We start from the raw sequence: 22,825 nt of genomic DNA, 5'->3' as shown, positions 1-22,825 counted from the left end.
CTAGGAGAAACAGCCGATGTCAGACAGCTCCCCCCTGCCGCCGGTGCGGCTGCACCCCGAAGCGGAGCTGGCGCGCGACGCACTGTCCACGCCGTTGCTGTCCCGGGCCGCCCGGCTGGCCCGCTGGGCCGGGCCGGACACCCGAGTCGATGCCGGGGGCGGGCTCGTCGACGAGCAGCTGCCCGCGGCCGCCGAGGCGCTCGGGCTGAGCGGGGACGACGCCGCCGCCGACGCCAGTGAGGCGTGGCGGGTCGCCGTGGACGCCGGGCTCGTCGAGGTCGTCGACGAGGAGGAGGGCACCGTGACGGCCGGCGAGGAGCTGGCCCTGCTCACCGCCGGCTCGCCGCAGGACGTGCTCGCCGTGTGGCTCGCCGCCCTGGAGACCGTGCTCGCCGACGCGAGCGTGCCCGACCTGGACGGGCTCATGGACGAGGACGGCGTGGTCGACCTCTCCTCCCTCGACTGGGACCCGGAGGCCGAGGCCGAGTTCCTCGACGGCGTGCTCGGCAACCTCTATCTGCTGACCGCCGGCGAGGACGCCCCCGGCGGCGCCCCGGTGCCGCTGCCGGCGCTGGCCGCCTCGGTGATCGTGCCCAGCGGCATGGGCGAGCCCACCAACGACGTCCTGGAGCAGGTCTCCGACGCGATGATGCGGCTGGACGACCAGTTCCGGATGCTGGAGCCGGTGGGCTTCGTCGCGTACCAGCCCGTGGACGAGGCGCTCATGGCCGACGCCGACGAGGAGCCCGCGGCACCCGTCGACGACACGGACGTCTCCCGCTACGGCATGGTCCGGCTCACCCCGCTCGGTCTGTACGGCATGCGCGCCCGGCTGCTGGAGGCCGGGTTCGACGCACCGGCCGTCGGCGACCTCGCGGACAAGGGGGCCGACGCGCTGCTCGACGGCACGGCGGAGTTCCCGCCGGGTGCGGCGCAGGCGGAGACCGAGCAGTGGCTTCAGCGGCGGGAATCGCTCGCCGCCGCGCGGGAGTTGCTGGCGGCGGCCCGGGGCTCCGATGCCGGGGCGCCGTTGCGGCGGCTGCGGTGTCAGCAGGCCCTGTCCCTCGTCGGAGCCTCGGCCGAGCCCGCCTTGCGGGAGGTGCTCGACGACGCCGAGCTGGGCGGGCTCGCGCGGGTGTGGCTGACCGAGCACGGCGCGGTGGACGTGCCCGCGCCGTCCGAGGCGATGGTGTACTGGCTGACCATCGACACGGTGGCCGCGCAGCTCGCGGCGGAGGGGAACTCCGAGGAGCTGCGGGCGCTGGTGGAGGGGCTCGCGCGGCAGCACGGCGGGTTCTTCGCTGCTGTGTGGCGGGTTGATCATCCGGCCACGGCCGATGTGCTGGAGGCCATGGGGCGGTTGCATCCCGACAAGAAGGTGGCGAAGGAAGCCCGGAAGGCTGCGTTCAAGGCGCGATCCCAGCAGGCGGGCTGATCCCGGTTCACGGATGCGGCGCCGTCTCGGCTTGTCGCGCAGTTCCCCGCGCCCCTGGGGTGTTGTTCAACCGGCGTTCACGGATGAGCGGGACGGTTTCGCCGAACGAGGTCCGCCACCCTCCACGGCATCCTCACCGTCACAGGAGACACCATGTCGCTCACCCGCAGGGACTTCGCCAGAAACTCCGCGATCACCGGTGCCGGTGTCGCGCTGGCGGGCAGTGTCGGCGCCCTCGCCACCGCGCCGAACGCCCTCGCGTCCACCGACACCGACAGCGCGGGCGACGGGGCGGCGGACACCCGGCACGGAGTCGGCTACGGGCCGCTCGTCCCCGACCCCAAGGGCATCCTCGCCCTGCCCGCCGGCTTCACGTACCGGATCATCACCTACAGCGGCAAGACCAAGCTCGAGTCCGGTGAGCCCACGCCGTCCAACCACGACGGCACCGCCACCTTCGACGGCCCCCGCGGCACCACCCTGCTCGTCAACAACCACGAACTGAAGGGCCCGCGCGCCAACTGGAAGTACCCGGTGCCGCTCACCGAGGGCCTCGTCTACGACCCGGCCGCGGCCGGCGGCTGCACGGTCGTCGAGGTGCGCCCCGACGGACGGGTCGCGGAATGGGTGGGCATCGCCGGCACCTCCACCAACTGCGCCGGCGGCAGCACCCCCTGGGGCACCTGGCTCACCTGCGAGGAGAACTCCGACAAGGCCGGCGTCAACGGCATGACCAAGGACCACGGCTACGTCTTCGAGGTCGACCCCTGCGACCGGCGCGCCAACCGCGCCCCCAAGCCGCTGAAGTTCTTCGGCCGCTACGACCACGAGGCCGTCGTCATCGACCCCAAGCGCGGCCACGCCTACCTCACCGAGGACGCCGCCGGCCCCAACGGCCTCTTCTTCCGCTGGACCCCGCCCAAGGGCTTCGCGTACGGCCCCGGGAAGTTCCGCGAGCTCGCCGACGACGCCGGTGTCCTCCAGGCGCCCAAGTGCTTCGACTCCGGTGGCACGTTCATCGACGACCTGTCCCGCGCCACGAAGATCGGCACCGTCTACGGCGTCGACTGGGTGGACGTGCCCGACCGCGACGCCCGCACCACCCCCGTGCGCAAGCAGTTCAAGGACGACCAGGTCACCCGCGCCCGCAAGCTGGAGGGCATGTGGTGGGGCGACGGCGGCGCCTACATCGTCTCCTCCTACGCCCGTGAGGAAAGCCCCGTCCAGCACGACGGCCAGGTCTGGTTCTACGACCCCAAGCGCCGCACGCTGACGCTCAAGGTGCTGCTCGGCGTGAACCCCGACCCCTCCAAGGACGGCGCGTTCGACGGCCCCGACAACATCACCGTCTCCCCCTACGGCGGCCTCGTCATCGCCGAGGACGGCGAAGGCGTGCAGCACCTGTTCGGCGCCACCGACAGCGGGCGTACGTACCCCATCGCCCGCAACGAACTGAACATCGGCACCGAGGAGGAGCCGGAGTACAGCGAGTTCGCCGGTGTCACCTTCTCGCCCGACGGCCGGACCCTCTACGCCAACATCCAGACGCCCGGCATCATGCTCGCCATCACCGGTCCCTGGAAGCGCCAGAAGCGGTCATAAATTCGCTCGCAGTTCCAAAGGCGCGCCTCCTACAGTGAGATCACAACGTCACGCACCTCCCGGTGCGATGGCAGCGGCTACTTCTCTTCCAAAGAATCCGACGCCGCCGCCGACTTGATCTCGGGAGGCGCAGCATGTGGTGGGTGCCCGGTGCGAAGGCAACGGTTACTTCCTGGGATCAGAGGGTTGCGGGTTCGAGTCCCGTCAGCGACTTCGGGTCGCTGTAGCTCAAGTGAGTAGAGCATCTGAATTAGTCCGTCGCCGACTTCTGTCCTCGGGCACCCACCTCTTTTCCGCATGCAGCGTCTTCCCCGAAACACGAACGAATTCGGGGGAATTCACCATGGCGCGATTCAATTCCAAAGCAGCCCGCGCGCGTCCCGTCTCGCGCGTGACGTCCACCGGGCGTGTGCTGCGCACGTACGAGGGCGGCCGCGGCCGCGAGCGGGACGCCCGCTCCGAGCTCTTCCTGCTCGCCGTGTCCCACTTCGTCTCCCAGCAGACCTTCTACGAGACCGGCGCCGACCGCGACGACCGGTTCCAGCGGCTCGTGCGCGAGCTCGCCGTCACCGACCCGGAGTGGACGGCCGGCCTGCTCGGCTGGCTGCGCGGCGCGGGCAACCTGCGCACCGCCTCGGTCGTCGGCGCCGCCGAGTACGTCAAGGCCCGCCTGGACGCGGACGCCACCGACGGCCCGTCCAACCGGCAGGTCGTCGCCTCCGTCCTCCAGCGGCCCGACGAGCCCGGCGAGCTGCTCGCGTACTGGACCGCGATGTACGGCCGCAATGTGCCGAAGCCGGTCAAGCGCGGCATCGCCGACGCCGTGCGCCGGCTCTACCACGGCAAGGCGCTGCTGAAGTACGACACCGCCTCCAAGGGCTACCGCTTCGGTGACATCCTCAACCTCGTGCACGCGGCCCCGGACCCGGACAAGCCGTGGCAGGGCGAGCTGTTCCGCTACGCCCTCGACCGCCGGCACCACCCGGACACCGCCGTACCGCCCGCGTCGGACCACGTCCTCACCGCGCACCGCGAGCTGATGGCGCTGCCCGTCGAGGAGCGGCGTGCGGTCCTGACCGCCGAGGGCGGTGCCGAGCGGCTGGCCGCGGCCGGGATGACGTGGGAGGCGCTGGCGGGCTGGCTGCAGGGGCCGATGGACAAGGCGGCCTGGGAGGCCGTGATCCCCTCCATGGGAACCATGGCGCTCGTGCGGAACCTGCGGAACTTCGACGAGGCCGGGGTCTCGGACGAGGTGGCCGAGCGGGTCGCCGCGCGGATCAGCGACCCGGCGGAGGTCGCGCGCTCGCGGCAGTTCCCGTTCCGGTACCTCGCCGCGCACCGGCACGCGCCGTCGCTGCGCTGGTCGTACGCACTGGAGCGGGCGCTCGGCCACTCGCTGGCCAACGTGCCCGCGCTGCCCGGCCGGACGCTGGTGCTCGTCGACCGCTCCGGCTCGATGTTCTGGTCACGGCTGTCCGACCGCTCGGAGCTCACCCGCGCCGACGCGGCGGCGATCTTCGGTACGGCGCTGGCGCTGCGGGCGGAGCGCGCGGACCTGGTCGAGTTCGGCTCGACGAGCGACCGCGTGAGGTTCAGCGGCGGGGAGTCGGTGCTGAAGATCCTCGACCGCTTCGGGGACCTGGGCGGCACCGACACCACGGGGGCGGTGCGCCGGCACTACAAGAAGCACGACCGGGTGCTGATCGTCACCGACGAGCAGTACACGCACCACCACCGGGGCGACCCGACCGAGCAGATCCCGGCCGACGTGCCGGTCTACACCTGGAACCTCGCCGGATACCGGGCGGGCCACGGTCCGTCGGGCAAGGGCGACCGGCACACGTTCGGGGGGCTCTCGGACGCGGCGTTCCGGATGGTGTCCTTGCTGGAGCGTGGCAGTGAAGGGCTCTGGCCGTGGCTTGAGCGAGGGAACGCGTAGGGGAATCATCCGGCGGGCCGTCGGGTTGTCGCGGTCAGCCGATGCCTTGGAGGAGCCGCCATGTCCGACGAGCCAGCCGTTCGCGAACTCCGCCTGGTCGTGACCGCCGACGACTACGACGCCGCGCTGCACTTCTACCGGGACGTGCTCGGCCTGACCGAGCAGGCCGCGTTCGCCTCGCAGGACGGGCGGGTCACGATCCTCGACGCCGGGCGGGCCACCCTGGAGCTGACCGACCCCAACCACGCCGCGTTCATCGACGAGGTCGAGGTGGGGCGGCGGGTGGCCGGGCACATCCGGGTCGCCTTCCAGGTGGACGACTCCGTCGCCACCACGGCGAAGCTCGCCGCAGCCGGAGCGGAAGTCGTCGCCGAGCCGACGCGCACCCCGTGGAACTCCCTGAACTCCCGCCTCGAAGGCCCGGGCGCCCTCCAGCTGACGCTGTTCACCGAGCTCGGCGACTGAGGCACCACAGGGCGCCGGTCCCGCTGCGCATCCGGAGGGGGGGGGGGCCGTCCGGCTGCCCCTGCCGGGCAGGCTGCGGTGCCGGATACAGTGCTGGGCGTGTGGACGGACAATCAGCGTGCGGAGCCGAGTGCCGAGCGGCCCGACGGTGCCCGGCGCCGGGCCACGATCCACGACGTCGCACGCCTGGCCGGGGTGTCACGCCAGACGGTCTCCCGGGCGGTCAACGACAAGGGTGAGATCGACCCCGGCACCAAGGAGCGGGTCCTGGAGGCGGCGCGGCTCCTGGACTACCGCCCGAGCCGGTTCGCGCGCGGACTCGTCCAGAAGGGGGCCGTCACCGCCGGTCTGGTCATCCCCGACCTGCGCAATCCGTTCTTCCCGGAGGTGGCAGCCGGGGTGCTGGAGGCGGCCGAGCAGCGCGGCTGGCAGGTCGTCGTGTGGGACTCCCGGATCGACGAGACGAGGGAGCGGGAGGCGCTCGACGTGCTCTCCCACCAGGCGGACGCCGTCGTGGGCTACTTCAAGGACCCGGACGACGTGCTCGCCCGGCACCTCGGGGGCGTGCCGCTGGTGCTGCTGGAGCGCGGCCCGCAGCAGACCCGGTTCGCGGCCGTGGGCATCGACGCCGCCAGCGGTGTCGAGCAGGGCATGAGCCATCTGTTCCGCGCGGGGCACCGCAGGATCGGCATGCTGGACGGCGTGCACGGCCCCGGCCCCCGCAGGCAGGCCTTCCTGGAGCAGGCGCGGCGCCTCGGCCTGCCGGTCGGCGAGGACTGGGTCGTGGTGTGCCCCGAGCACAGTGTGGCGGGCGGCGAGGCCGGCATGGACCGGCTGCTGACCGAGCGGCCCGGGATCACCGCGGTCTTCGGCTTCAACGACCTGATAGCGGTCGGGGCGATGCGCGCCGCCCGCCGCCGTGGCCGGGCCCTTCCGGACGACCTGGCCGTGCTCGGCTTCGACGGCCTCTCCCTGGGCGAGCTGGTCGAACCCGCCCTGACCACCCTGCACATCGACAAGCGGCGGCTGGGACGGCTGGCCGTGGAGCAGGTGGCCCGGCTGCGCGCGGGCGAGGAGCCGCTGCGGGGCGCGGACGCGTGGGTGACGCCCGAACTCGTGGTGCGCGACTCCGCCTGACGTTCCGGCCGCCCGGCCCTCGCAGGAGTGGCCCCGTGGCGGCGGCGCGGGAGCGGACGCGGTGTCCGTCTCGCGGGGTCTCCGGTCGGCAGGGGGACCGGGCCGCTCTCGGTAAGGTGCGCAGTAAGGACCCCTGAGTCCCCGGTCGGTGAGGAGTGGTCGCGTGGCGCAGGTCAGGCCCATGCGGGCGGATGCCCGGCGCAACTACGAGCGGTTGCTGACGGTGGCCGCGGAGGCGTTCGCCGAGCACGGGGAAGGCGCCTCGCTCGACGACATCGCCAAGCGTGCCGGGGTCGGCTCCGGCACGCTGTACCGGCACTTCCCGACCCGGCAGGCGCTGCTGGAGGCCGCGTATCTCGACCGGGTCGAGGCGATCGCGGCGAGGGCCGATGTGCTCGCGGCCGAACTGCCGCCGCGTGAGGCGCTGGGGGAGTGGCTGTACGAGCTCGGCGCGGGATTGATCCGGATGCGCGGCCTGAAGGCCCTGCTCGGCCCGGCCGTCACCGAGAGCGGCTCGGCCGTGGCCACGGCCTGCGGCGACTCGGTGAAGGGCGCGGCAGAGCGGCTGGTCCGGGCGGCGCAGGAGGAGGGCACGCTCCGGGCGGACGTCGAGCCGGTCGATGTGCTGCGGCTGGCCCACGGGGTGGCGACGGCGTCGGAACTGGCGGACGGGGAGGGCCGGCACATCCGGCGGTATCTGACGCTGCTGATGGAGGGGCTGGGGCGCGGCGCCCCTGACGGTGGTGAGCCGGACGCCGAGACGCCCCCTGGGTGAGGGGGCGTCCCCGCAGGCCGGTTCAGTGGGTTACAGGGCCTGTGCCGCCGGCTTCACCATTCCCCTCACCGTGCGGGACTTGACGAAGTCGCCCATGGCCGTCATGTCCCACTCGCCGGAGAACTGGCGGATCAGCTTGGCCATCATCACGCCGGTCTGCGCCTCGGCGCTGGTGAGGTCGAAGCGGACCAGCTCCTCGCCGGTCGTGCCGTCCAGGAGGCGGCAGTAGGCCTTGGCGACCTCCGTGAACTTCTGGCCGGAGAAGGAGTTGACCGTGAAGACCAGGCCGGTGACCTCCTGGGGGAGACGGCCGAGGTCGACGGTGATGACCTCGTCGTCTCCGCCGCCCTCCCCTGTGAGGTTGTCGCCGGAGTGCCGGATCGAACCGCCCACGATCTGGAGCTTGCCGAAGTAGCAGCTGTCGATGTGGTTGCGCTGCGGCCCGTACGCGATCACCGAGGCGTCCAGGTCGATGTCCTTGCCCCGGTAGGCCGGCTCCCAGCCGAGACCCATCTTCACCTGGGAGAGCAGGGGGCGGCCGCCCTTGATCAGGGAGACGGTCTGGTTCTTCTGGAGGCTGACGCGGCCCTTGTCGAGGTTGATCTTCCCGGCGCCGGGCGCGGGCGGCGGAGGCGTGGCCGGGGCGGCCGGGGGCGCGGCGGGCGTCGAGACCGGCGGGGCCACGGGCGGCTGCGCCGGGGCCGGCGGCGGCGCCACCGGCTGGGGCGGGGTCACCGGCTGGGCCGGGGCGGCCGGTTCCTCCACCGTGACACCGAAGTCCGTGGCGATGCCGGCGAGGCCGTTGGCGTAGCCCTGGCCGACGGCTCGGGCCTTCCACTGGCCGTTGCGCAGGTAGATCTCGACGATGACCAGGGCCGTCTCGCTGCCGAGCTGCGGGGGCGTGAACGTGGCCAGGACGGAGCTGTCGTCGGCGTTGCGGATCGTGGCCGTCGGCTCGATGCCCTGGAAGGTCTGGCCCGCGGCGTCCGGGCTCGCCGTGACGACGATCTTCTCGATGCCCGGGGGCACGGCCGCCGTGTCGACCACGATCGCGTCGGGCGCGGTGCCGCCGCCCGAGCGGTGCGTCACGCCCGGGCCCGACGGCTGGTTGTAGAAGATGAAGTCGTCGTCGGAGCGCACCTTGCCGTCGGCGGTGAGCAGCAGGCCCGATACGTCGAGCCGCACCGGGGCGGTGACGTCCACCGTCACGCGGGCGGCGGACAGGGGGATGTTCGAGCCGGGGGTCATAGCTGTCATGCCGGGTGAACGAGCGAGGCGGTTTTGCCGTTCCCTTACCAAGCGGCCAATCGGGTCACCGGCGATTGCGGAGGTGATCGCGGGCGGCGCGTTCGTTGCCCCGCTTGTAGTTGCCGGTCCAGCGGGCCATGACCAGCTGCGGGTCGGAGGCCTCGACCTCGGCGAGGAACTGCGCGGCACGGGGGCCGTTCAGGGTGGTGGCGGGGCGGCCGTGGTGGCTGATGCGGACGGTTCCGCCCGCGTGCTGCTCGTAGGTGAATCCGTGGGGTCGTGGCATGCCGCGAGCGTAGGGGGGCGGGGACGGACGGCCCACTGAATTTCGCCCGCCCCGCCCGCGGCGGCCGGTTGCCCTACGGCACGACCACGATCTTGCGGCCGACCCCCGCCGCGAACTGCTCCAGCGCCTGCGGGTACCGCTCCAGCGGGATGCGGTCGCTGATGAAGATCTCGGGGTCGAGGACGCCGTTCGCGAAGAGTTCCGCCGCCCGCTCGAAGCTGTGCAGGACCGCCATCGAGCCCGTGATGGTGATCTCCTGGTTGTAGACGCGGTACGGGTCGATCGTCACGCGGGTCGCGTAGTCGGCCACGCCGAACTGCAGAAACGTGCCTGCCTTCGCCACCCGGTCCAGGCCGTCCTGGATCGCCGCCGCGTTGCCCGTGGCGTCGACGACCAGGTCCCAGCCCTGCGGACGGTCCAGTTCGTCGGGGTTCGCCGCCGCCGCCGAGACGCCGAGGCGGCGGGCCGTCTCCAGGCGGGCCGGGTTCACGTCGACGACGTCCACGCTCGCCGCGCCCGTGCGCTTGGCCAGCTCCAGCATCATCAGGCCCATCGTGCCCGAGCCGTAGATCAGGACGTGCGCGCCGAGGCGGGACCGGAGTACGTCGTAGCCGCGCACCGCGCAGGACAGCGGCTCCACGAGCGCCGCGTCCTCGGTGCGCACGTGCTCGGGGAGCTTCACGCAGTTCGCCACCGGGGCGACCGCGTACTGTGCCGCGCCTCCGGCCGTGGTCACGCCGATCGCCGCCCAGCGCTCGCAGAGGTTGTTGTGGCCGGTACGGCAGTAGCGGCACTCGTAGCAGTAGAGGGACGGATCGACCGCGACGCGGTCGCCCACCGACACCTCCGTGACCTGCGTGCCGACCCCGACGACCGCGCCGGCGAACTCGTGCCCGGGCACGATCGGGAGCTTCGGGGCGAACTCGCCCTGGAGGATGTGCAGGTCCGTGCCGCACAGCCCGCAGGCCGCGACCTCGACGACGACCTCACGGGGCCCTGGCGTCGGGTCCGGGACCTCGGCCACGACGGCCTTGCCCACGGACTCGATGACGGCGGCCTTCATTTCACGGCTCCCAACGACAGGCCCTGGACCAGCTTGTCCTGGGCGGCGAACCCCGCGGCGAGCACCGGCAGGGAGATGACGAGCGACGCGGCGCACACCTTCGCCAGGAACAGGCCCTGGCTGGTGATGAAGCCGGTCAGGAAGACGGGGGCGGTCTCGGCGACCACACCGGTCAGCACCCGGGCGAACAGCAGCTCGTTCCAGCTGAAGATGAAGCAGATCAGGGCGGTGGCGGCGATACCGGGGAGGGAGATGGGGGCCACCACGCGCGCGAGGACCGTCGGCAGCCTGGCCCCGTCCACCCGGGCCGCCTCGATCACCGCGACCGGGATCTCGGCGAGGAACGACTGCATCATCCACACCGCGATCGGCAGGTTCATGGAGGTGTAGAGGACGACCAGCAGCCAGATGTTGTCGAGCATCCCGGCGTTCTTCGCGAACAGGTAGATCGGCAGCAGGCCCGCCACGGCCGGGAGCATCTTGGTGGAGAGGAAGAAGAACAGCACGTCCGTCCACTTGCGAACCCGGTTGACGGACAGCGCGTACGCGGCCGGGAAGGCCAGCACCAGGACGAGCAGCGTCGAGGCCACGGACGCGACCAGGGAGTTGATCAGGGCAGGCCAGGGGCTCGCGCCGCCCCCCGCGCCGAAGAACTCGCGGTAGCCGTCCAGGGTCAGCGAGGCCGCGAAGGACGGCGGGTTGGTCGCCGCGTCCGCCTCCGAGTGGAAGGACGTCAGCGCCATCCACGCGATGGGCAGGAAGAACGCGACGCCGAGCAGCCAGGCCAGCAGGCCCATGCCCGCCCCCTTGCCACGGACACGGCGGGCACGCGGTGCGGTCGTGCTCATGCGCGGGACACCTCCTCGCGGAACAGGGACGACACCACGCGCAGGGCGAAGGTCGCGATGACGATCGAGCCGATGACGACCAGGACGCCCGCGGCCGAGGCGAGGCCGTTCTCATGGGCCTGGTAGAAGCTCTGGTAGACGGTGTAGGGGAGGTTGGCGGTGCCCAGGCCGCCGGACGTGATCGTGAAGACCGCGTCGAAGTTCTGGACGATGTAGATCGAACCCAGCAGGGCGCCCAGTTCGAGGTAGCGGCGCAGGTGCGGAAGCGTCAGATGGACGAAGATCTGCCAGTCGCTCGCGCCGTCGACGCGGGCCGCCTCGATCTGCTCGTGGTCACGGCTCTGCAGTCCGGCGAGCAGGATCAGCATCATGAACGGCGTCCACTGCCAGACGAGGGACGCCTCGACCGCGAGCAGCGGGGTGCTGGAGATCCAGTCGGGCTGTGGACCGCCCACATAGTGCAACAACCCGTTGAACAGGCCGTACTCAGGGTTGTAGAGCACATGCTTCCAGAGCAGGGCCGCCGCGACGGGCACCACCAGGAAGGGCGCTATCAGCAACGTCCGGACGATGCCCCGGCCGCGGAACCTCCGGTCCAGGAGCAGCGCCAGGAGCAGTCCCAGGACCAGGCTGGCCAGGACCACCGCCACCGTCAGCAGCACGGTCGTCCACACCGAGTGGCGCAGGTCCGGGTCGGTGAGGACCTCCTGGTAGTTGTCGACGCCGGTGAAGCGGCGGGCGTCGGGATAGAGGGAGTTCCAGTCGAAGAAGGAGATCACCAGCGTGGCCACGAAGGGCAGCTGGGTGACCACGATCATGAAGATCAGGGCGGGCAGCAGCGGGGCCCGGGTGGCCCAGGCGCGGAGCCGGGGGGAGGGGCGGCGGACCGGGGTGCGCGTGTCCGGTGCGGCCACGGGGGCCGTTGTCGTGGCGGTCATCGTCCCTCGTACTCCTCGGCGATCTTCTCGGCGAGCGCTTGCGCCTTCCTCAGGGCCGACTCGACGGACTGGCGTCCGGCGATGGCCGCGCTGATCTCCTGGGAGACCCTGGTGCCGAGGTCGGTGAACTCGGGGATGCCGACGAACTGGATGCCGGGCGCGGGGCGCGGCTGCACGCCGGGATCGTTCGGGCGGGCCTGCTCGATGGCCTTCCTGGTCATCTCCTGGAAGGCGGCGGCCTCCTTGCGGTAGTCGGCGTTGGCGTACGTCGACGCCCGCTTGCCGGCCGGGACGTTCGACCAGCCGACCTGGTCCCCGACCAGCTCCTCGTAGCCCTTGCCGGACGCCCAGGAGACGAACTTCCAGGCGTTGTCCGGGTTGCGGGAGGCCTTCTGGATGCCCCAGGCCCAGGTGTAGAGCCAGCCGGAGGACCTCGTCTTCTCGACGGGGGCGGGGGCGTAGCCGACCTTGCCCTTGACGGGGGAGTTCGCCGCCTCCAGGGATCCGGCCGCGGAGGTGGCGTCGTACCACATGGCGACCTTGCCCTGGGTCATGTTGTTCAGGCACTCCGCGAAGCCGGACTGGGCCGCTCCGGACTCGCCGTGTTCACGCACCAGGTCGACATAGAACTTCGTCGCCTTTTCGAAGGCGGGGGAGTCGAGTCGTGCCTTCCAGTCCTTGTCGAACCAGGTGCCGCCGAAGGTGTTGACGACGGTGGTGAGCGGGGCCATCACCTCGCCCCAGCCGGGCAGGCCGCGCAGGCAGATGCCCTTCATGCCGGGCTCGGCTCCGTCGGCCCGCGCCGCGAGGTCCGCCACCTGCTGCCAGGTGGGGTGCGCGGGCATCGTCAGGCCCTGCTTCTCGAACACGTCCTTGCGGTACATGAGGAACGACGACTCGCCGTAGAAGGGCTGGCCGTAGAGCTTGCCGTCGTCGCCGGTGAGGGACTGGCGCATCGGCTTCAGGACGTCCTGCTCGTCGTAGCCGGGGTCCTTGGCGACGTAGCCGTTCATCTCGTGCAGCCAGCCGTTGCGGGCGTAGATCGGTATCTCGTAGTTGGACAGCGTGGCGACGTCGTACTGGCCGGCCTGGTTGGCGAAGTCCTGGCTGATCTTGTCGCGGACGTCGTTCTCGGGCAGGACGGTGAAGTTGACCTTGATGCCCGTCTCCTCGGTGAAGTGGGCGCGGGTCAGCTTCTGCAGCTCGACCATCTGCGGGTTGTTGACCATCAGGACGTTGATGGCGTCGCCGCCGGATCCGGCCCCGCCCGCGCCGACCCAGCAGCCGGAGAGCAGCGGGGCGAGCAGCGTCCCTGCGGCGGCCAGGGCGAGCGTGGCTCGCGGTGGCCGTCGTCGGCTCTGGGTTCGCATGGATCGCTCCTGGATGTATGGGGAGTATGAGGAGATAAGGGGCATGGCAGGGTGTGGAGGTGCCCTGGGGGACGTGGGTGAGGCAGGGTCAGACGCGGATGACCTGCGGTCCGAGCAGCGAGTAGCGGTGGGCCTCGGCGGCCGGCAGCAGGGTGCTCGTCACGATCGCCTCCAGCGCGGCGACCTCGGCGAACCGGCAGAAGCTGACCGCTCCGAACTTGGTGTGCACGCCCGCGAAGACCACGCGGCGGGCGGCGCGGATCGCCTGGGCCTTGACCTCGCTGACGGCCGGGTCGGGGGTGGTGAGGCCGTGTTCGCGGGAGATGCCGTTGGCGCCGATGAAGGCCAGGTCGACGACGAAGCCGGACAGCATCTTCGTCGTCCAGTGGTCGACGGTGGCGAGGGTGCCGCGCCGCACCCGGCCGCCGAGCAGCAGCACGGAGATGTGCTCGGCCTCGGCGAGGACGCCGGCGACCGGCAGGGACGCGGTGACCACGGTCAGCGGCCGGTCCCGGGGGAGCGCCTCGGCGATGAGCTGCGGGGTGTAGCCCTCGTCGACGAAGACGGTCTCGGCGTCGCCGAGCAGCTCGGCCGCGGCCGCCGCGACCCGGCGCTTCTCGGGCACGTGGCTGGTGGCCCGGAACGCGAGCGTCGTCTCGAAGCCGGCGCTCTCCACGGGGTAGGCGCCGCCATGGGTGCGGCGGAGCAGGCCGTGGTCCTCCAGGATGCGCAGGTCCCGCCGTACGGTCTCCTTGGCCACGCCCAGCTCGGCGGCGAGGGTGGTGACGTCGACCGAGCCGTCACGCCGTGCGGCCAGCACGATCTCGCGCTGGCGTTCTTCCGCGGTTCTGTTCATGGCCGTCACCCGCCTTCCTGCTGTGCTGCCCGTTCGGGCCCTCGGTCGGGCCATGGGGGAAGTTCTACAGCCGGTGTTCCCTGGTGACCAGGTCTGCTGGGGGTGCGATCCTGCCCGTCTGTGCCCGTTCGGTCGTGGGGCTGCGCGGTGTGCCGGGGGGAGGCCGTGGCCGTCCGCAGGTGCGTTGTGGCTGGTCGCGCGTTTCCCCGCGCCCCTGGCGGCGCTGCCCCACTGCTTCCGGGCCGTGCCCGGATGCCCGAGCGGGCGGGCCCGTTCTCTGCCCGCCCGCTGCTGTGGGTGAGGTGATGACGGTCAGTACGGCCAGACCGGCGGGTCCGTCACGAACTGGCCGCCCAGGTAGGCGTGCGCCTCGTTGCCGTCCTGGAGTTCGCCCTGCTCGGCGATGAGCTTCTCGGCGAACGGCTCGGAGTCGTCCTGCGGCTCGTAGCCGAGCGCCCGGGCACTGGTGAGGTCCCACCACAGCCGGGTGTTGGCGGAGGAGCCGTGGACGACGGTGTGGCCGACGTGCTCGGCGGTCAGTGCCGCGTGGAAGAGACGGGCGCCGTCGGCGGGGCTCATCCACACCGAGAGCATGCGCACGCTGGTCGGCTCGGGGAAGCAGGAGCCGATGCGCACCGAGACCGTCTCCAGGCCGTGCTTGTCCCAGTAGAGCTGCGCGAGGTCCTCGCCGAAGCACTTGGACAGGCCGTAGAAGGTGTCCGGGCGGCGCGGGGTGTCGATCGGGATGAGTGGGTCATCGCCCCGGGGGCGCGGGGTGTAGCCGACGGCGTGGTTGGAGGAGGCGAAGACGATCCGGCCGACGCCCTCCTCGCGGGCGGCCTCGTACAGGTGGTAGGTGCCCTCGATGTTCGCCTTGAGGATCTTCTCGAAGGGGGCTTCCAGGGAGATGCCCGCGAGGTGGATGATCGCGTCGACGCCCCGGACCGCCTCGCGCACGGCGTCCCGGTCGGCGAGGTCGGCGGTGATCGCGTCGGGCGCGCCCTCGATCGGGCGCATGTCCAGCAGGCGCAGGTCGTAGCCGTAGTCCGGGAGCAGGTCCCGCATCAGGGTGCCGAGGCCGCCGGCGGCGCCGGTGAGCAGGACGGTGCGGGGAGCGGGCATCCTCGGTCTCCTTGATCGCCAACCGTGCACATGAGCGCACGGCATTCATATGCATGGACACGCTAAGGATCAGGGGCGGACCCCGTCAAGTAGGGCCCGGAGGGGGCGAATCCGCAGGTGTGTCGCGGGTGCGTGCGCTTGACCGGCCCCGAGGCGGCGCCTTAGCGTGGACTCGTTCAGAAATATAGACGCCAATCATGAATATGGAACCGGGAGAGCTCGTGACGTCAGCCCCTCTCGCCGCTCGACTCAACGTCCCCAGCGGGCCGCTGTTCTTCCCGGTCACCGCCTTCGGACCCGACGGCTCCGTGGACCTCGACACTTACCGCACGCACGTCCGCCGCGGGGTGGAGGCCGGGGCCGCCGCCGTGTTCGCCTGCTGCGGCACCGGCGAGTTCCACGCGCTGACGCCCGAGGAGTTCGAGGCCTGCGTGCGGGCCGCCGTCGAGGCCGCCGACGGGCGGGTGCCGGTCGTCGCGGGCGCCGGGTACGGCACCGCGCTCGCCGTGCGTTACGCCCGCCTCGCCGAGGCCGCCGGGGCGGACGGGCTGCTCGCCATGCCGCCCTACCTCGTCGTCGCCGGGCAGGAGGGGCTGCTGCGGCACTACCGCGAGGTGGCCGCCGCGACCGCCCTGCCGGTCATCGTCTACCAGCGCGACAACGCCGTGTTCACCCCCGGGACGGTCGTCGGACTCGCCCGCACGGAAGGGATCATCGGCCTCAAGGACGGGCTCGGCGACCTCGACCTCATGCAGCGCATCGTCAGCGCCGTCCGCACCGAGACCCCGGGGGACTTCCTCTACTTCAACGGCCTGCCGACCGCCGAGCAGACCCAGCTCGCCTACCGCGCCCTCGGGGTCACGCTCTACTCGTCCGCCGTGTTCTGCTTCGCGCCGGAGATCGCCCTCGCCTTCCACCAGGCCCTCAGGAACGGCGACGACAACGCCGTGGACATGCTGCTGGACGGCTTCTACCGCCCGTTCGTCGAGCTGCGCGCCCAGGGCCGCGGTTACGCCGTCGCGCTGGTCAAGGCAGGTGTACGGCTGCGCGGCCTCGACGTCGGGGAGGTGCGGCCCCCGCTGCACGAGCCGGCCGGGGATCATGTCAAGCGGCTCGCCGAAGTGATCGAGCGGGGCTACGCGCTGCTGGAGGAGGCCAAGTGAAGGCGTCGGCATTCGTCTACCCCTGGGACGTCAACGGGGACCCGGAGGCACCCGCGCAGATCGCCGCGCTCGGCGTGGAGCAGGTGACCCTCGCCGCCGCCTACCACTCCACGCGTGCGCTCACGCCCCGTCACCCGCGCCACCGCATCGTCACCGCCGAGCACGCCGCCGTGCTGTACCCGGCGGACGACCGCTGGGCCGGGCGCGAGCTGCGCCCCTACCCGGCCGGCGCCTGGGCCCCCGGGGACGCCTTCGGCGAGGCCGCCGCCGCGCTCACGCAGGCCGGCCTCGAGGTGCACACCTGGGTCGTCCTCGCGCACAACTCCCGCCTCGGCGCCGAGCACCCGGACACCTCCGTCGTCAACGCCTACGGCGACCGCTACCCCTGGGCGCCGTGCATCGCGCAGCCCGCCACACGCGCCTACCTGACCGACCTGGCCGCCGAGGCGGCCGTCCGGCCCGGGGCTCGCGGCACCGAGCTGGAGTCCCTCGGCTGGTACGGGTTGCAGCATCTGCACGCCCACGACAAGACCGGCGGCATCGGCCTCGGGGACGCCGGGCAGTACCTGATGGCGCTGTGCTTCTGCCCGTCCTGCCGGGACGGCTACGGCCGGCACGGCCTGGACGCCGACGCGCTCGCGGCCGCCGTACGGACGGCGCTGGAGCCGGTGTGGCAGGGCGCGCCCTCCGACGGAGGCTGGACGGGCATCGAGAAGCTGCTCGGAGAGACCCTCGCGCACACCACGCGCGCCTACCGCGACGAAACCGCCCGCACCCTCCAGGAGCAGGCCGTCGCGGCGGTCCGGGCGGCCGCGCCCGAGGGCTTCCAGGTGCTCCTGCACGCGGACCCGGTGTCGTACCACGTCGGCGCCAACCCCGGCGTCGACCCGGCGCACATCCTGTCCGTCGCGGACGGAGTGGTCGTGCCCTGCGCGGGCGGCACCAGCACGCTCCCGCCGTTCGCACGGCAAGGCCGCCAGGGCGCCGTCATCGCCGCCAACTTCACCGTCGTCTCGGGGATGGGCGGCAGCCCGGGCACCCTCGCCGCCGACGCCGCCGGGGCACGGGAGCTCGGTGCCACCGAACTGCGGCTCTATCACGCCGGGTTGGCGTCCGACGACGACCTGGAGACGGTCCGCTCCGCCCTCACCGGGCTCTGACCCAGCGCGGCCGCCGTCATCAGCAGGGCCACGCCCAGGGCCACCAGCACCGGCCGGTGGCTCACCAGCTCGACCAGGGCCGCCCCGGCGGCCAGCCCGACCACGTTCGGTGTGTACACCAGGGTGTTCGCGGTGGCCGTGACCCGGCCCAGCAGCGCACCCGGCGTCTCGCGCTGCACGGACGTCAGCGCGGCGATCAGCACCGCGGGCAGCCCCACGCCGATCGCCGCGCTGCACACCAGCGCCACCGGGTCGGACGGCACCGCCCGCAGGGCCACCGCGACAGCCGGCAGGGCGATTCCGGACGCCGCGAAGCGCCGGGCGCCCAGCCGGCGCAAGGCGGGGCCGGAGAGCAGGCCGGTCGCGACCGAACCGGCGCCCTGCACGGCGTACAGCACGCCGGTGTACGCGGGGGAGTGCCCGAGGCCGTCGACGACGGCGTACACCAGCGCCCCGTTCACACCGGCGCACAGCATGGTGGCGCCGCCCGCCAGAACCAGGGAACGCGGCACGGGGTGCGCCCACAGGTGCCGGACGCCCTCGGCGGTCCGCCGCCGACGGCTGCCGGTGGGCCGCGCGGGCTTGTCCTCCCGCACCCGCAGCGCCGCGTACAGACCCGTGGCCAGCACGAACGTCGCCGCGTCCAGCAGAGCGACGCTCCCACCGCCGTACGCCGCGTAGAGGCCCGCGCCCGCCAGCGGGGCCAGGAGTTTCATGCCCTCCGTGGCGGTCATGCGCAGGCCGTTGAAGTCGCCCAGCAGGGACGGGTCGACCGCGCCGGCCACGAGCGCCGACTCGGCCGCGTCGTGGACGACGCCCGCCGCGCCGTACACGACCAGCACCGCGTACAGCAGCCACAGGTCGCCCGGCGAGTCGATGCCCACGAGGGTGAGCAGAAGGGTGGCCAGGAGCACGTTGACGCCGATCAGCAGCGGCTTGCGGCGGACCCGGTCGGCGAGCGTGCCCAGCAGCGGTCCTGCCAGGGTCGGCAGCCACAGGGCGAGCATGCACAGCGCGGCCAGGCCGTCCGAGCCGGTCAGGTCCTTCACCCACACGCCCGAGGCCAGCCACAGGGCCGAGGTGCCGAAGCCGGATACCACCACGCCGGAGAGGCAGAGGCGGGAGTCGCGGTCGCGCAGGACGCGCACGAGGGGCCGGGTCGTCTTGGTCGTCATGTCTCGCCATCGTGCGGCTGAGGCCCCGGGCGGCGGATCGGGCAGGTTCCTCGGAAACGGGCCGGGCGCGCGATGAGTTTCCCGGCCGGGGTCGGTCTACCTCCCGAGACGACCCTCCGGAGGAGCAGCCCCATGACCGACACCACCGGGACGACCGGTACGCCCCTCGACCTCGGACCCCAGACGGAGGTCCTGGCACGACTCGTCGCCGGCGTCACCGACGAACAACTGGCCGGCCCGACGCCCTGCCCCGAGTACGAGGTGCGCCACCTGCTCGGCCACCTGGCGGGACTGGCCGCCGCCTTCCGTGACGCCGCCCGCAAGGACCTCGGCGTCACCACCGACACCAGCCCGGACTCCGCGCTGCCGGACATCGCGCCCGGCTGGCGCGAGGAACTGCCCAAGGTCCTCGCCGAACTGGCCGGTGCCTGGCGCGACCCGGCGGCCTGGAGCGGCATGACCCGGGCCGGGGGCGTCGACCTGCCCGGCGAGATCGCGGCCCTCGTCGTCACCGACGAACTGGTCGTCCACGGCTGGGACCTGGCCCGCGCGACCGGTCAGCGGTACGCGCCCGACCCGGCCGCGCTGGGGTTCTGCCACGACTTCCTCGCCGCGTCCGTCGACGACCCCGAGCGCGGCGCCATCTTCGGCCCCGTCGTCTCCGTCGAGCCGGAGGCATCCCTGCTGGCCCGGGCCGTGGGACTCAGCGGGCGGGACCCGGGGTGGGCGCCCATGCCATAGAAAGCGATTGCAGTTTCTTTGCCGGAAGCATTGACGCAGCGAACGCGCCCTCCTACCGTCATCGCGTCGTACTTCGTACGTCATATATGAGACGCGATACGCGAGATCCGATACGCGATCCACCGAGACGCGAGATCCGAGAGGCGCGCATGACCTCTGTGCCCACGCCGATCCCCTCCCGCACGCAGTACGTGCTGGAGGGGATCAAACACCGCATCCTGACCGGGCAGTTGACGCCCGGGCAGGCGCTGGTCGAGACCGAGCTCGCCGCGCAGTTCGGGGTGTCCAAGACCCCGGTGCGCGAGGCGCTCAAGACCCTCGCCGGCACCGGCCTGGTCGTGATGAGCCAGTACAAGGGCGTCACAGTGCGCCTGGTGGACGCGGACATGGCGCGCGAGGTCTACGACGTACGGCTGCTGCTGGAGCCCGAGGCGCTGCGGCGGGCCGTGCGGCGCGGGGCCTCCCTGGACGTCGCCCGCGAGGCGCTGACCCGGGCCGACGCAGCCACCGACACCGCCGAACGCTCACTCGCCAACCGCGAGTTCCACCGCGCCCTGTACCTGCCGTGCGGCAACCCGCTGCTCGGCCGGATGCTCGACGAGGTCCGCGACCAGGCCGCCCTCGTCTCCGCCGTCGCGTGGGCCGCCTCGCCCTCCTGGGACCGGGAGGCCGGCGAGCACCGGGAGATCCTGCGGCTCGCCCTCGACGGCGACGCCGACGGCGCGGCGCGTGCCCTGCACGCGCACATCGCGTCCTTCGTGCAGCGCGCTTTCCCCCAGGCAGGACTGGAACAGGAAGGTCAGGAATGAGCAGCGTGGCGTTCGAGACCCAGCGGGCGGCCCTGGCCGACGTGGTGGCGATCCCGGTGACCCCGTTCGCCGAGGACGGCTCCGTCGCGCAGGACACCCACCGGGCCCTGCTGCGCCGTCTGCTCGACGGCGGCATCACCACCCTCACCCCGAACGGCAACACCGGTGAGTTCTACGCCCTGACCCCCGAAGAGCGCCGGCTCGTCACCGAGTTGACGATCGACGAGGCCGGGGATCGGGCCGTCGTCCTGGTCGGCGTCGGACACGACATCCCGACCGCCGTCGCCTCCGCCCGGCACGCCCGGGACCTCGGCGCCCGGATGGTGATGGTCCACCAGCCCGTCCACCCGTACGTCTCCCAGGCCGGCTGGGTCGACTACCACCGGGCCATCGCCCAGGCCGTGCCCGAGCTGGGCGTCGTCCCGTACATCCGCAACGCGCAGCTCACCGGTGCCCGGCTCGCCGAACTCGCCGACGCCTGCCCGAACGTCATCGGCGTGAAGTACGCCGTCCCGGACGCGGCCCGGTTCGCCGCGTTCGCCCGGGACGCGGGTCTGGAGCGATTCGTGTGGGTCGCCGGGCTCGCCGAGCCGTACGCCCCCTCCTACTTCTCCGCCGGCGCCACCGGCTTCACCTCGGGGCTGGTGAACGTCGCCCCGGCCGTGTCCCTGAACATGATCGAGGCGCTGCGCTCCGGCGACTACCCGGCCGCCATGAAGGTCTGGGAGCAGATCCGCCGCTTCGAGGAGCTGCGCGCCGCCAACGGTTCCGCCGACAACGTCACCGTCGTCAAGGAGGCCCTCGCCTCCCTGGAGCTGTGCCGGCGCGAGGTCCGCCCGCCGAGCAAGCCGCTGCCGGAGAGCGAGCGGGCCGAGGTCGCCGCCATAGCCGCCGGGTGGTCGCTGTGACCGGCGGGAACCAGCGGGGCAAGCGTCCCGAGGAGCTGCGCAGCCACCAGTGGTACGGCACCGAGGGGCTGCGCACCTTCAGCCACCGGGCCCGCACCCGCCAGCTCGGATACCTGCCCGAGGAGCACCTGGGCAAGCCGGTCATCGCCATCCTCAACACCTGGTCCGACATCAACCCCTGCCACGTCCATCTGCGCGAGCGAGCCCAGGCCGTGAAGCGGGGGGTGTGGCAGGCCGGTGGTTTCCCGCTGGAGTTCCCGGTCTCCACGCTCAGCGAGACCTTCCAGAAGCCGACCCCGATGCTCTACCGCAACCTGCTCGCCATGGAGACGGAGGAGCTGCTGCGGTCCTACCCGGTCGACGGGGCCGTGCTGATGGGCGGCTGCGACAAGTCGACGCCCGCCCTTCTGATGGGGGCGGCCAGCGTCGACCTGCCGGCGGTGTTCGTGCCGGCCGGGCCCATGCTGCCGGGCCACTGGCGCAACGAGGTCCTCGGCTCCGGCACCGACATGTGGAAGTACTGGGACGACAAGCGGGCCGGGGTCATCGGCGACTGCGAGATGCAGGAGCTGGAGAGCGGTCTCGCCCGTTCGCCCGGCCACTGCATGACGATGGGCACGGCCTCCACCCTGACCGCCGCAGCCGAAGCCCTCGGCGTCACCGTCCCGGGCGCCTCCAGCATCCCGGCCGTCGACTCCGGGCACGACCGGATGGCCGCCAAGGCGGGCATGACGATCGTCGAACTGGTCCACAAGGACCGGAAGCTGAGCGACATCCTCACCGCCGAGGCCTTCCAGGACGCCGTGACGACCGTGCTCGGACTCGGCGGCTCCACCAACGCCGTGATCCACCTGATCGCCATGGCGGGCCGGGCGGGCGTCCGGCTCACCCTCGACGACTTCGACCGCATCGCCCGCACGGTCCCGGTGCTGGCCAACGTACGGCCGGGCGGACGGACGTACCTGATGGAGGACTTCCACTTCGCGGGTGGCCTGCCCGGATTCCTCTCCCGGATCCCGGACCTGCTCCACCTGGACCGGCCGACCGTCTCGTACGACACGCTGCGGGAGCAGATCGACGGCGCGCAGGTGCACAACGGCGACGTCATCCGGACCCGGGACGACCCGGTCGCGCCGGAGGGCGGAGTCGCCGTGCTGCGCGGCAACCTCTGCCCGGACGGCGCGGTCATCAAGCACATCGCCGCCGAGCCGCACCTGCTCAAGCACACCGGCCCCGCCGTCGTCTTCGACGACTACAGGACGATGCAGCGCACCATCAACGACCCGGCGCTCGGCATCACCCCCGAGCACGTGCTCGTGCTGCGGGGCGCCGGCCCCAAGGGCGGCCCGGGCATGCCCGAGTACGGGATGCTGCCGCTGCCCGACTACCTGCTCAAGCAGGGCGTGCGGGACATGGTCCGGATCTCCGACGCCCGGATGAGCGGCACGAGTTACGGCGCGTGTGTACTGCACGTCGCGCCCGAGTCGTACATCGGCGGACCCCTCGCCCTCGTGCGGACCGGCGACTCCATCACCCTCGACGTCGAGGCACGCACGCTGCACCTCCACGTGGACGACGAGGAGCTGGAGCGGCGCAGGGCGGACTGGACGCCGCCGCCGACCCGTTACGAGCGCGGCTACGGCGCGCTCTACAACGAGCAGATCACGCAGGCCGACACCGGCTGCGACTTCGAGTTCCTCGCCCGTCCGGGCCGGGTCGCCGACCCGTACGCGGGCTGACCACCGCACGAGCCAAGCGCCACCGCACGACGGCACCAACCGCGCT

The 22,825-nt window shown here is 72.2% G+C and carries 21 protein-coding genes; 12 read left to right on the top strand and 9 right to left on the bottom strand.

Annotated features, from left to right (window positions below; all coding sequences use genetic code 11):
* The first annotated feature begins 16 nt into the window (after positions 1 to 16).
* The 6 genes from ACIRDU_RS00640 to ACIRDU_RS00615 all read left to right on the top strand — a co-directional run bounded on the left by ACIRDU_RS00640 (position 17) and on the right by ACIRDU_RS00615 (position 7,353).
* Entirely contained in the window at positions 17 to 1,435 is a 1,419-nt protein-coding gene (locus ACIRDU_RS00640; protein WP_403572395.1) for a hypothetical protein, read from the top strand.
* Positions 1,436 to 1,588: 153 nt separating this feature from the next.
* A complete protein-coding gene (locus tag ACIRDU_RS00635) occupies positions 1,589 to 3,037 on the top strand; it encodes an alkaline phosphatase PhoX (RefSeq protein ID WP_403572392.1) in 1,449 nt (482 codons plus the stop codon).
* Between the two features lie 343 nt (positions 3,038 to 3,380).
* A complete protein-coding gene (locus tag ACIRDU_RS00630) occupies positions 3,381 to 4,976 on the top strand; it encodes a TROVE domain-containing protein (RefSeq protein ID WP_403572389.1) in 1,596 nt (531 codons plus the stop codon).
* A gap of 60 nt (positions 4,977 to 5,036) precedes the next feature.
* Positions 5,037 to 5,441, top strand: a complete 405-nt coding sequence (locus ACIRDU_RS00625; protein WP_403572386.1) for a VOC family protein — start codon at positions 5,037 to 5,039, stop codon at positions 5,439 to 5,441.
* Positions 5,442 to 5,540: 99 nt separating this feature from the next.
* The gene (locus ACIRDU_RS00620; RefSeq protein ID WP_403572384.1) at positions 5,541 to 6,578 is read left to right on the top strand and encodes a LacI family DNA-binding transcriptional regulator; all 1,038 of its coding nucleotides are present in this window, start codon (positions 5,541 to 5,543) and stop codon (positions 6,576 to 6,578) included.
* A 163-nt stretch (positions 6,579 to 6,741) separates the two neighbouring features.
* Entirely contained in the window at positions 6,742 to 7,353 is a 612-nt protein-coding gene (locus ACIRDU_RS00615; protein ID WP_403572381.1) for a TetR/AcrR family transcriptional regulator, read from the top strand.
* A 30-nt stretch (positions 7,354 to 7,383) separates the two neighbouring features.
* Here the strand turns inward: ACIRDU_RS00615 and ACIRDU_RS00610 are convergent, their stop codons facing one another.
* From ACIRDU_RS00610 to ACIRDU_RS00575, 8 genes are all read right to left on the bottom strand, one after another.
* Complete coding sequence (locus ACIRDU_RS00610; RefSeq protein ID WP_403575068.1) at positions 7,384 to 8,601, bottom strand: TerD family protein; 1,218 nt, start codon at positions 8,599 to 8,601, stop codon at positions 7,384 to 7,386.
* Positions 8,602 to 8,665: 64 nt separating this feature from the next.
* Positions 8,666 to 8,887 (bottom strand): hypothetical protein, encoded by a 222-nt coding sequence (locus ACIRDU_RS00605; protein ID WP_403572378.1) that lies wholly within the window; start codon positions 8,885 to 8,887, stop codon positions 8,666 to 8,668.
* A 73-nt stretch (positions 8,888 to 8,960) separates the two neighbouring features.
* Entirely contained in the window at positions 8,961 to 9,950 is a 990-nt protein-coding gene (locus ACIRDU_RS00600; RefSeq protein WP_403572375.1) for a zinc-dependent alcohol dehydrogenase family protein, read from the bottom strand.
* Entirely contained in the window at positions 9,947 to 10,798 is an 852-nt protein-coding gene (locus ACIRDU_RS00595) for a carbohydrate ABC transporter permease (protein WP_403572372.1), read from the bottom strand. Before ACIRDU_RS00595 ends, ACIRDU_RS00600 begins: the two co-directional genes overlap by 4 nt.
* Entirely contained in the window at positions 10,795 to 11,736 is a 942-nt protein-coding gene (locus ACIRDU_RS00590; protein ID WP_403572369.1) for a carbohydrate ABC transporter permease, read from the bottom strand. The genes ACIRDU_RS00595 and ACIRDU_RS00590 overlap by 4 nt, the downstream gene beginning before the upstream one ends.
* Positions 11,733 to 13,106: an ABC transporter substrate-binding protein gene (locus ACIRDU_RS00585; protein ID WP_403572366.1), complete on the bottom strand. Its 1,374-nt coding sequence runs from the start codon at positions 13,104 to 13,106 to the stop codon at positions 11,733 to 11,735. The genes ACIRDU_RS00590 and ACIRDU_RS00585 overlap by 4 nt, the downstream gene beginning before the upstream one ends.
* A gap of 88 nt (positions 13,107 to 13,194) precedes the next feature.
* Complete coding sequence (locus ACIRDU_RS00580) at positions 13,195 to 13,962, bottom strand: DeoR/GlpR family DNA-binding transcription regulator (protein WP_403572363.1); 768 nt, start codon at positions 13,960 to 13,962, stop codon at positions 13,195 to 13,197.
* Positions 13,963 to 14,274: 312 nt separating this feature from the next.
* Entirely contained in the window at positions 14,275 to 15,084 is an 810-nt protein-coding gene (locus ACIRDU_RS00575) for an NAD-dependent epimerase/dehydratase family protein (RefSeq protein ID WP_403572360.1), read from the bottom strand.
* 203 nt (positions 15,085 to 15,287) lie between these two features.
* Here ACIRDU_RS00575 and ACIRDU_RS00570 point away from each other — a divergent pair, with 203 nt between their 5' ends.
* Together ACIRDU_RS00570 and ACIRDU_RS00565 are read left to right on the top strand one after the other, a co-directional pair.
* A complete protein-coding gene (locus ACIRDU_RS00570) occupies positions 15,288 to 16,247 on the top strand; it encodes a 5-dehydro-4-deoxyglucarate dehydratase (RefSeq protein ID WP_403575065.1) in 960 nt (319 codons plus the stop codon).
* Positions 16,244 to 17,407: a hypothetical protein gene (locus tag ACIRDU_RS00565; protein WP_403572358.1), complete on the top strand. Its 1,164-nt coding sequence runs from the start codon at positions 16,244 to 16,246 to the stop codon at positions 17,405 to 17,407. Before ACIRDU_RS00570 ends, ACIRDU_RS00565 begins: the two co-directional genes overlap by 4 nt.
* Here the strand turns inward: ACIRDU_RS00565 and ACIRDU_RS00560 are convergent.
* On the bottom strand, positions 17,344 to 18,582 hold the full coding sequence (locus ACIRDU_RS00560; protein WP_403572355.1) for an MFS transporter: 1,239 nt from the start codon (positions 18,580 to 18,582) through the stop codon (positions 17,344 to 17,346). The genes ACIRDU_RS00565 and ACIRDU_RS00560 overlap by 64 nt on opposite strands.
* Before the next feature lie 132 nt (positions 18,583 to 18,714).
* Here ACIRDU_RS00560 and ACIRDU_RS00555 point away from each other — a divergent pair, with 132 nt between their 5' ends.
* From ACIRDU_RS00555 to araD, 4 genes are all read left to right on the top strand, one after another.
* A complete protein-coding gene (locus tag ACIRDU_RS00555; RefSeq protein ID WP_403572352.1) occupies positions 18,715 to 19,323 on the top strand; it encodes a TIGR03086 family metal-binding protein in 609 nt (202 codons plus the stop codon).
* A 149-nt stretch (positions 19,324 to 19,472) separates the two neighbouring features.
* Positions 19,473 to 20,132 carry a GntR family transcriptional regulator gene (locus tag ACIRDU_RS00550; RefSeq protein WP_403572349.1) on the top strand — a complete coding sequence of 220 codons (660 nt, stop codon included), beginning with the start codon at positions 19,473 to 19,475 and terminating at the stop codon, positions 20,130 to 20,132.
* Complete coding sequence (locus ACIRDU_RS00545) at positions 20,129 to 21,040, top strand: dihydrodipicolinate synthase family protein (protein WP_403572346.1); 912 nt, start codon at positions 20,129 to 20,131, stop codon at positions 21,038 to 21,040. Before ACIRDU_RS00550 ends, ACIRDU_RS00545 begins: the two co-directional genes overlap by 4 nt.
* On the top strand, positions 21,037 to 22,779 hold the full coding sequence (gene araD, locus ACIRDU_RS00540) for an L-arabinonate dehydratase (RefSeq protein ID WP_403575062.1): 1,743 nt from the start codon (positions 21,037 to 21,039) through the stop codon (positions 22,777 to 22,779). The genes ACIRDU_RS00545 and araD overlap by 4 nt, the downstream gene beginning before the upstream one ends.
* The last annotated feature ends 46 nt before the right edge of the window (positions 22,780 to 22,825 follow it).

This window comes from Streptomyces sp. NPDC093598, from assembly GCF_044764825.1.
GTDB lineage: Bacteria > Actinomycetota > Actinomycetes > Streptomycetales > Streptomycetaceae > Streptomyces.
Note: the sequence above shows the minus strand (reverse complement) of the source record. Positions and strands in the feature narration are given on the sequence as shown.

What these genes read in the sequence shown, in the direction of transcription:
- ACIRDU_RS00640 (WP_403572395.1), top strand. Translation starts at nt 17, where the DNA reads ATGTCAGACAGCTCCCCCCTGCCGCCGGTGCGGCTGCACCCCGAAGCG.
- ACIRDU_RS00635 (WP_403572392.1), top strand. Translation starts at nt 1,589, where the DNA reads ATGTCGCTCACCCGCAGGGACTTCGCCAGAAACTCCGCGATCACCGGT.
- ACIRDU_RS00630 (WP_403572389.1), top strand. Translation starts at nt 3,381, where the DNA reads ATGGCGCGATTCAATTCCAAAGCAGCCCGCGCGCGTCCCGTCTCGCGC.
- ACIRDU_RS00625 (WP_403572386.1), top strand. Translation starts at nt 5,037, where the DNA reads ATGTCCGACGAGCCAGCCGTTCGCGAACTCCGCCTGGTCGTGACCGCC.
- ACIRDU_RS00610 (WP_403575068.1), bottom strand. Translation starts at nt 8,601, where the DNA reads ATGACCCCCGGCTCGAACATCCCCCTGTCCGCCGCCCGCGTGACGGTG.
- ACIRDU_RS00605 (WP_403572378.1), bottom strand. Translation starts at nt 8,887, where the DNA reads ATGCCACGACCCCACGGATTCACCTACGAGCAGCACGCGGGCGGAACC.
- ACIRDU_RS00600 (WP_403572375.1), bottom strand. Translation starts at nt 9,950, where the DNA reads ATGAAGGCCGCCGTCATCGAGTCCGTGGGCAAGGCCGTCGTGGCCGAG.
- ACIRDU_RS00595 (WP_403572372.1), bottom strand. Translation starts at nt 10,798, where the DNA reads ATGAGCACGACCGCACCGCGTGCCCGCCGTGTCCGTGGCAAGGGGGCG.
- ACIRDU_RS00590 (WP_403572369.1), bottom strand. Translation starts at nt 11,736, where the DNA reads ATGACCGCCACGACAACGGCCCCCGTGGCCGCACCGGACACGCGCACC.
- ACIRDU_RS00585 (WP_403572366.1), bottom strand. Translation starts at nt 13,106, where the DNA reads ATGCGAACCCAGAGCCGACGACGGCCACCGCGAGCCACGCTCGCCCTG.
- ACIRDU_RS00580 (WP_403572363.1), bottom strand. Translation starts at nt 13,962, where the DNA reads ATGAACAGAACCGCGGAAGAACGCCAGCGCGAGATCGTGCTGGCCGCA.
- ACIRDU_RS00575 (WP_403572360.1), bottom strand. Translation starts at nt 15,084, where the DNA reads ATGCCCGCTCCCCGCACCGTCCTGCTCACCGGCGCCGCCGGCGGCCTC.
- ACIRDU_RS00570 (WP_403575065.1), top strand. Translation starts at nt 15,288, where the DNA reads ATGGAACCGGGAGAGCTCGTGACGTCAGCCCCTCTCGCCGCTCGACTC.
- ACIRDU_RS00560 (WP_403572355.1), bottom strand. Translation starts at nt 18,582, where the DNA reads ATGACGACCAAGACGACCCGGCCCCTCGTGCGCGTCCTGCGCGACCGC.
- ACIRDU_RS00555 (WP_403572352.1), top strand. Translation starts at nt 18,715, where the DNA reads ATGACCGACACCACCGGGACGACCGGTACGCCCCTCGACCTCGGACCC.
- ACIRDU_RS00550 (WP_403572349.1), top strand. Translation starts at nt 19,473, where the DNA reads ATGACCTCTGTGCCCACGCCGATCCCCTCCCGCACGCAGTACGTGCTG.
- ACIRDU_RS00545 (WP_403572346.1), top strand. Translation starts at nt 20,129, where the DNA reads ATGAGCAGCGTGGCGTTCGAGACCCAGCGGGCGGCCCTGGCCGACGTG.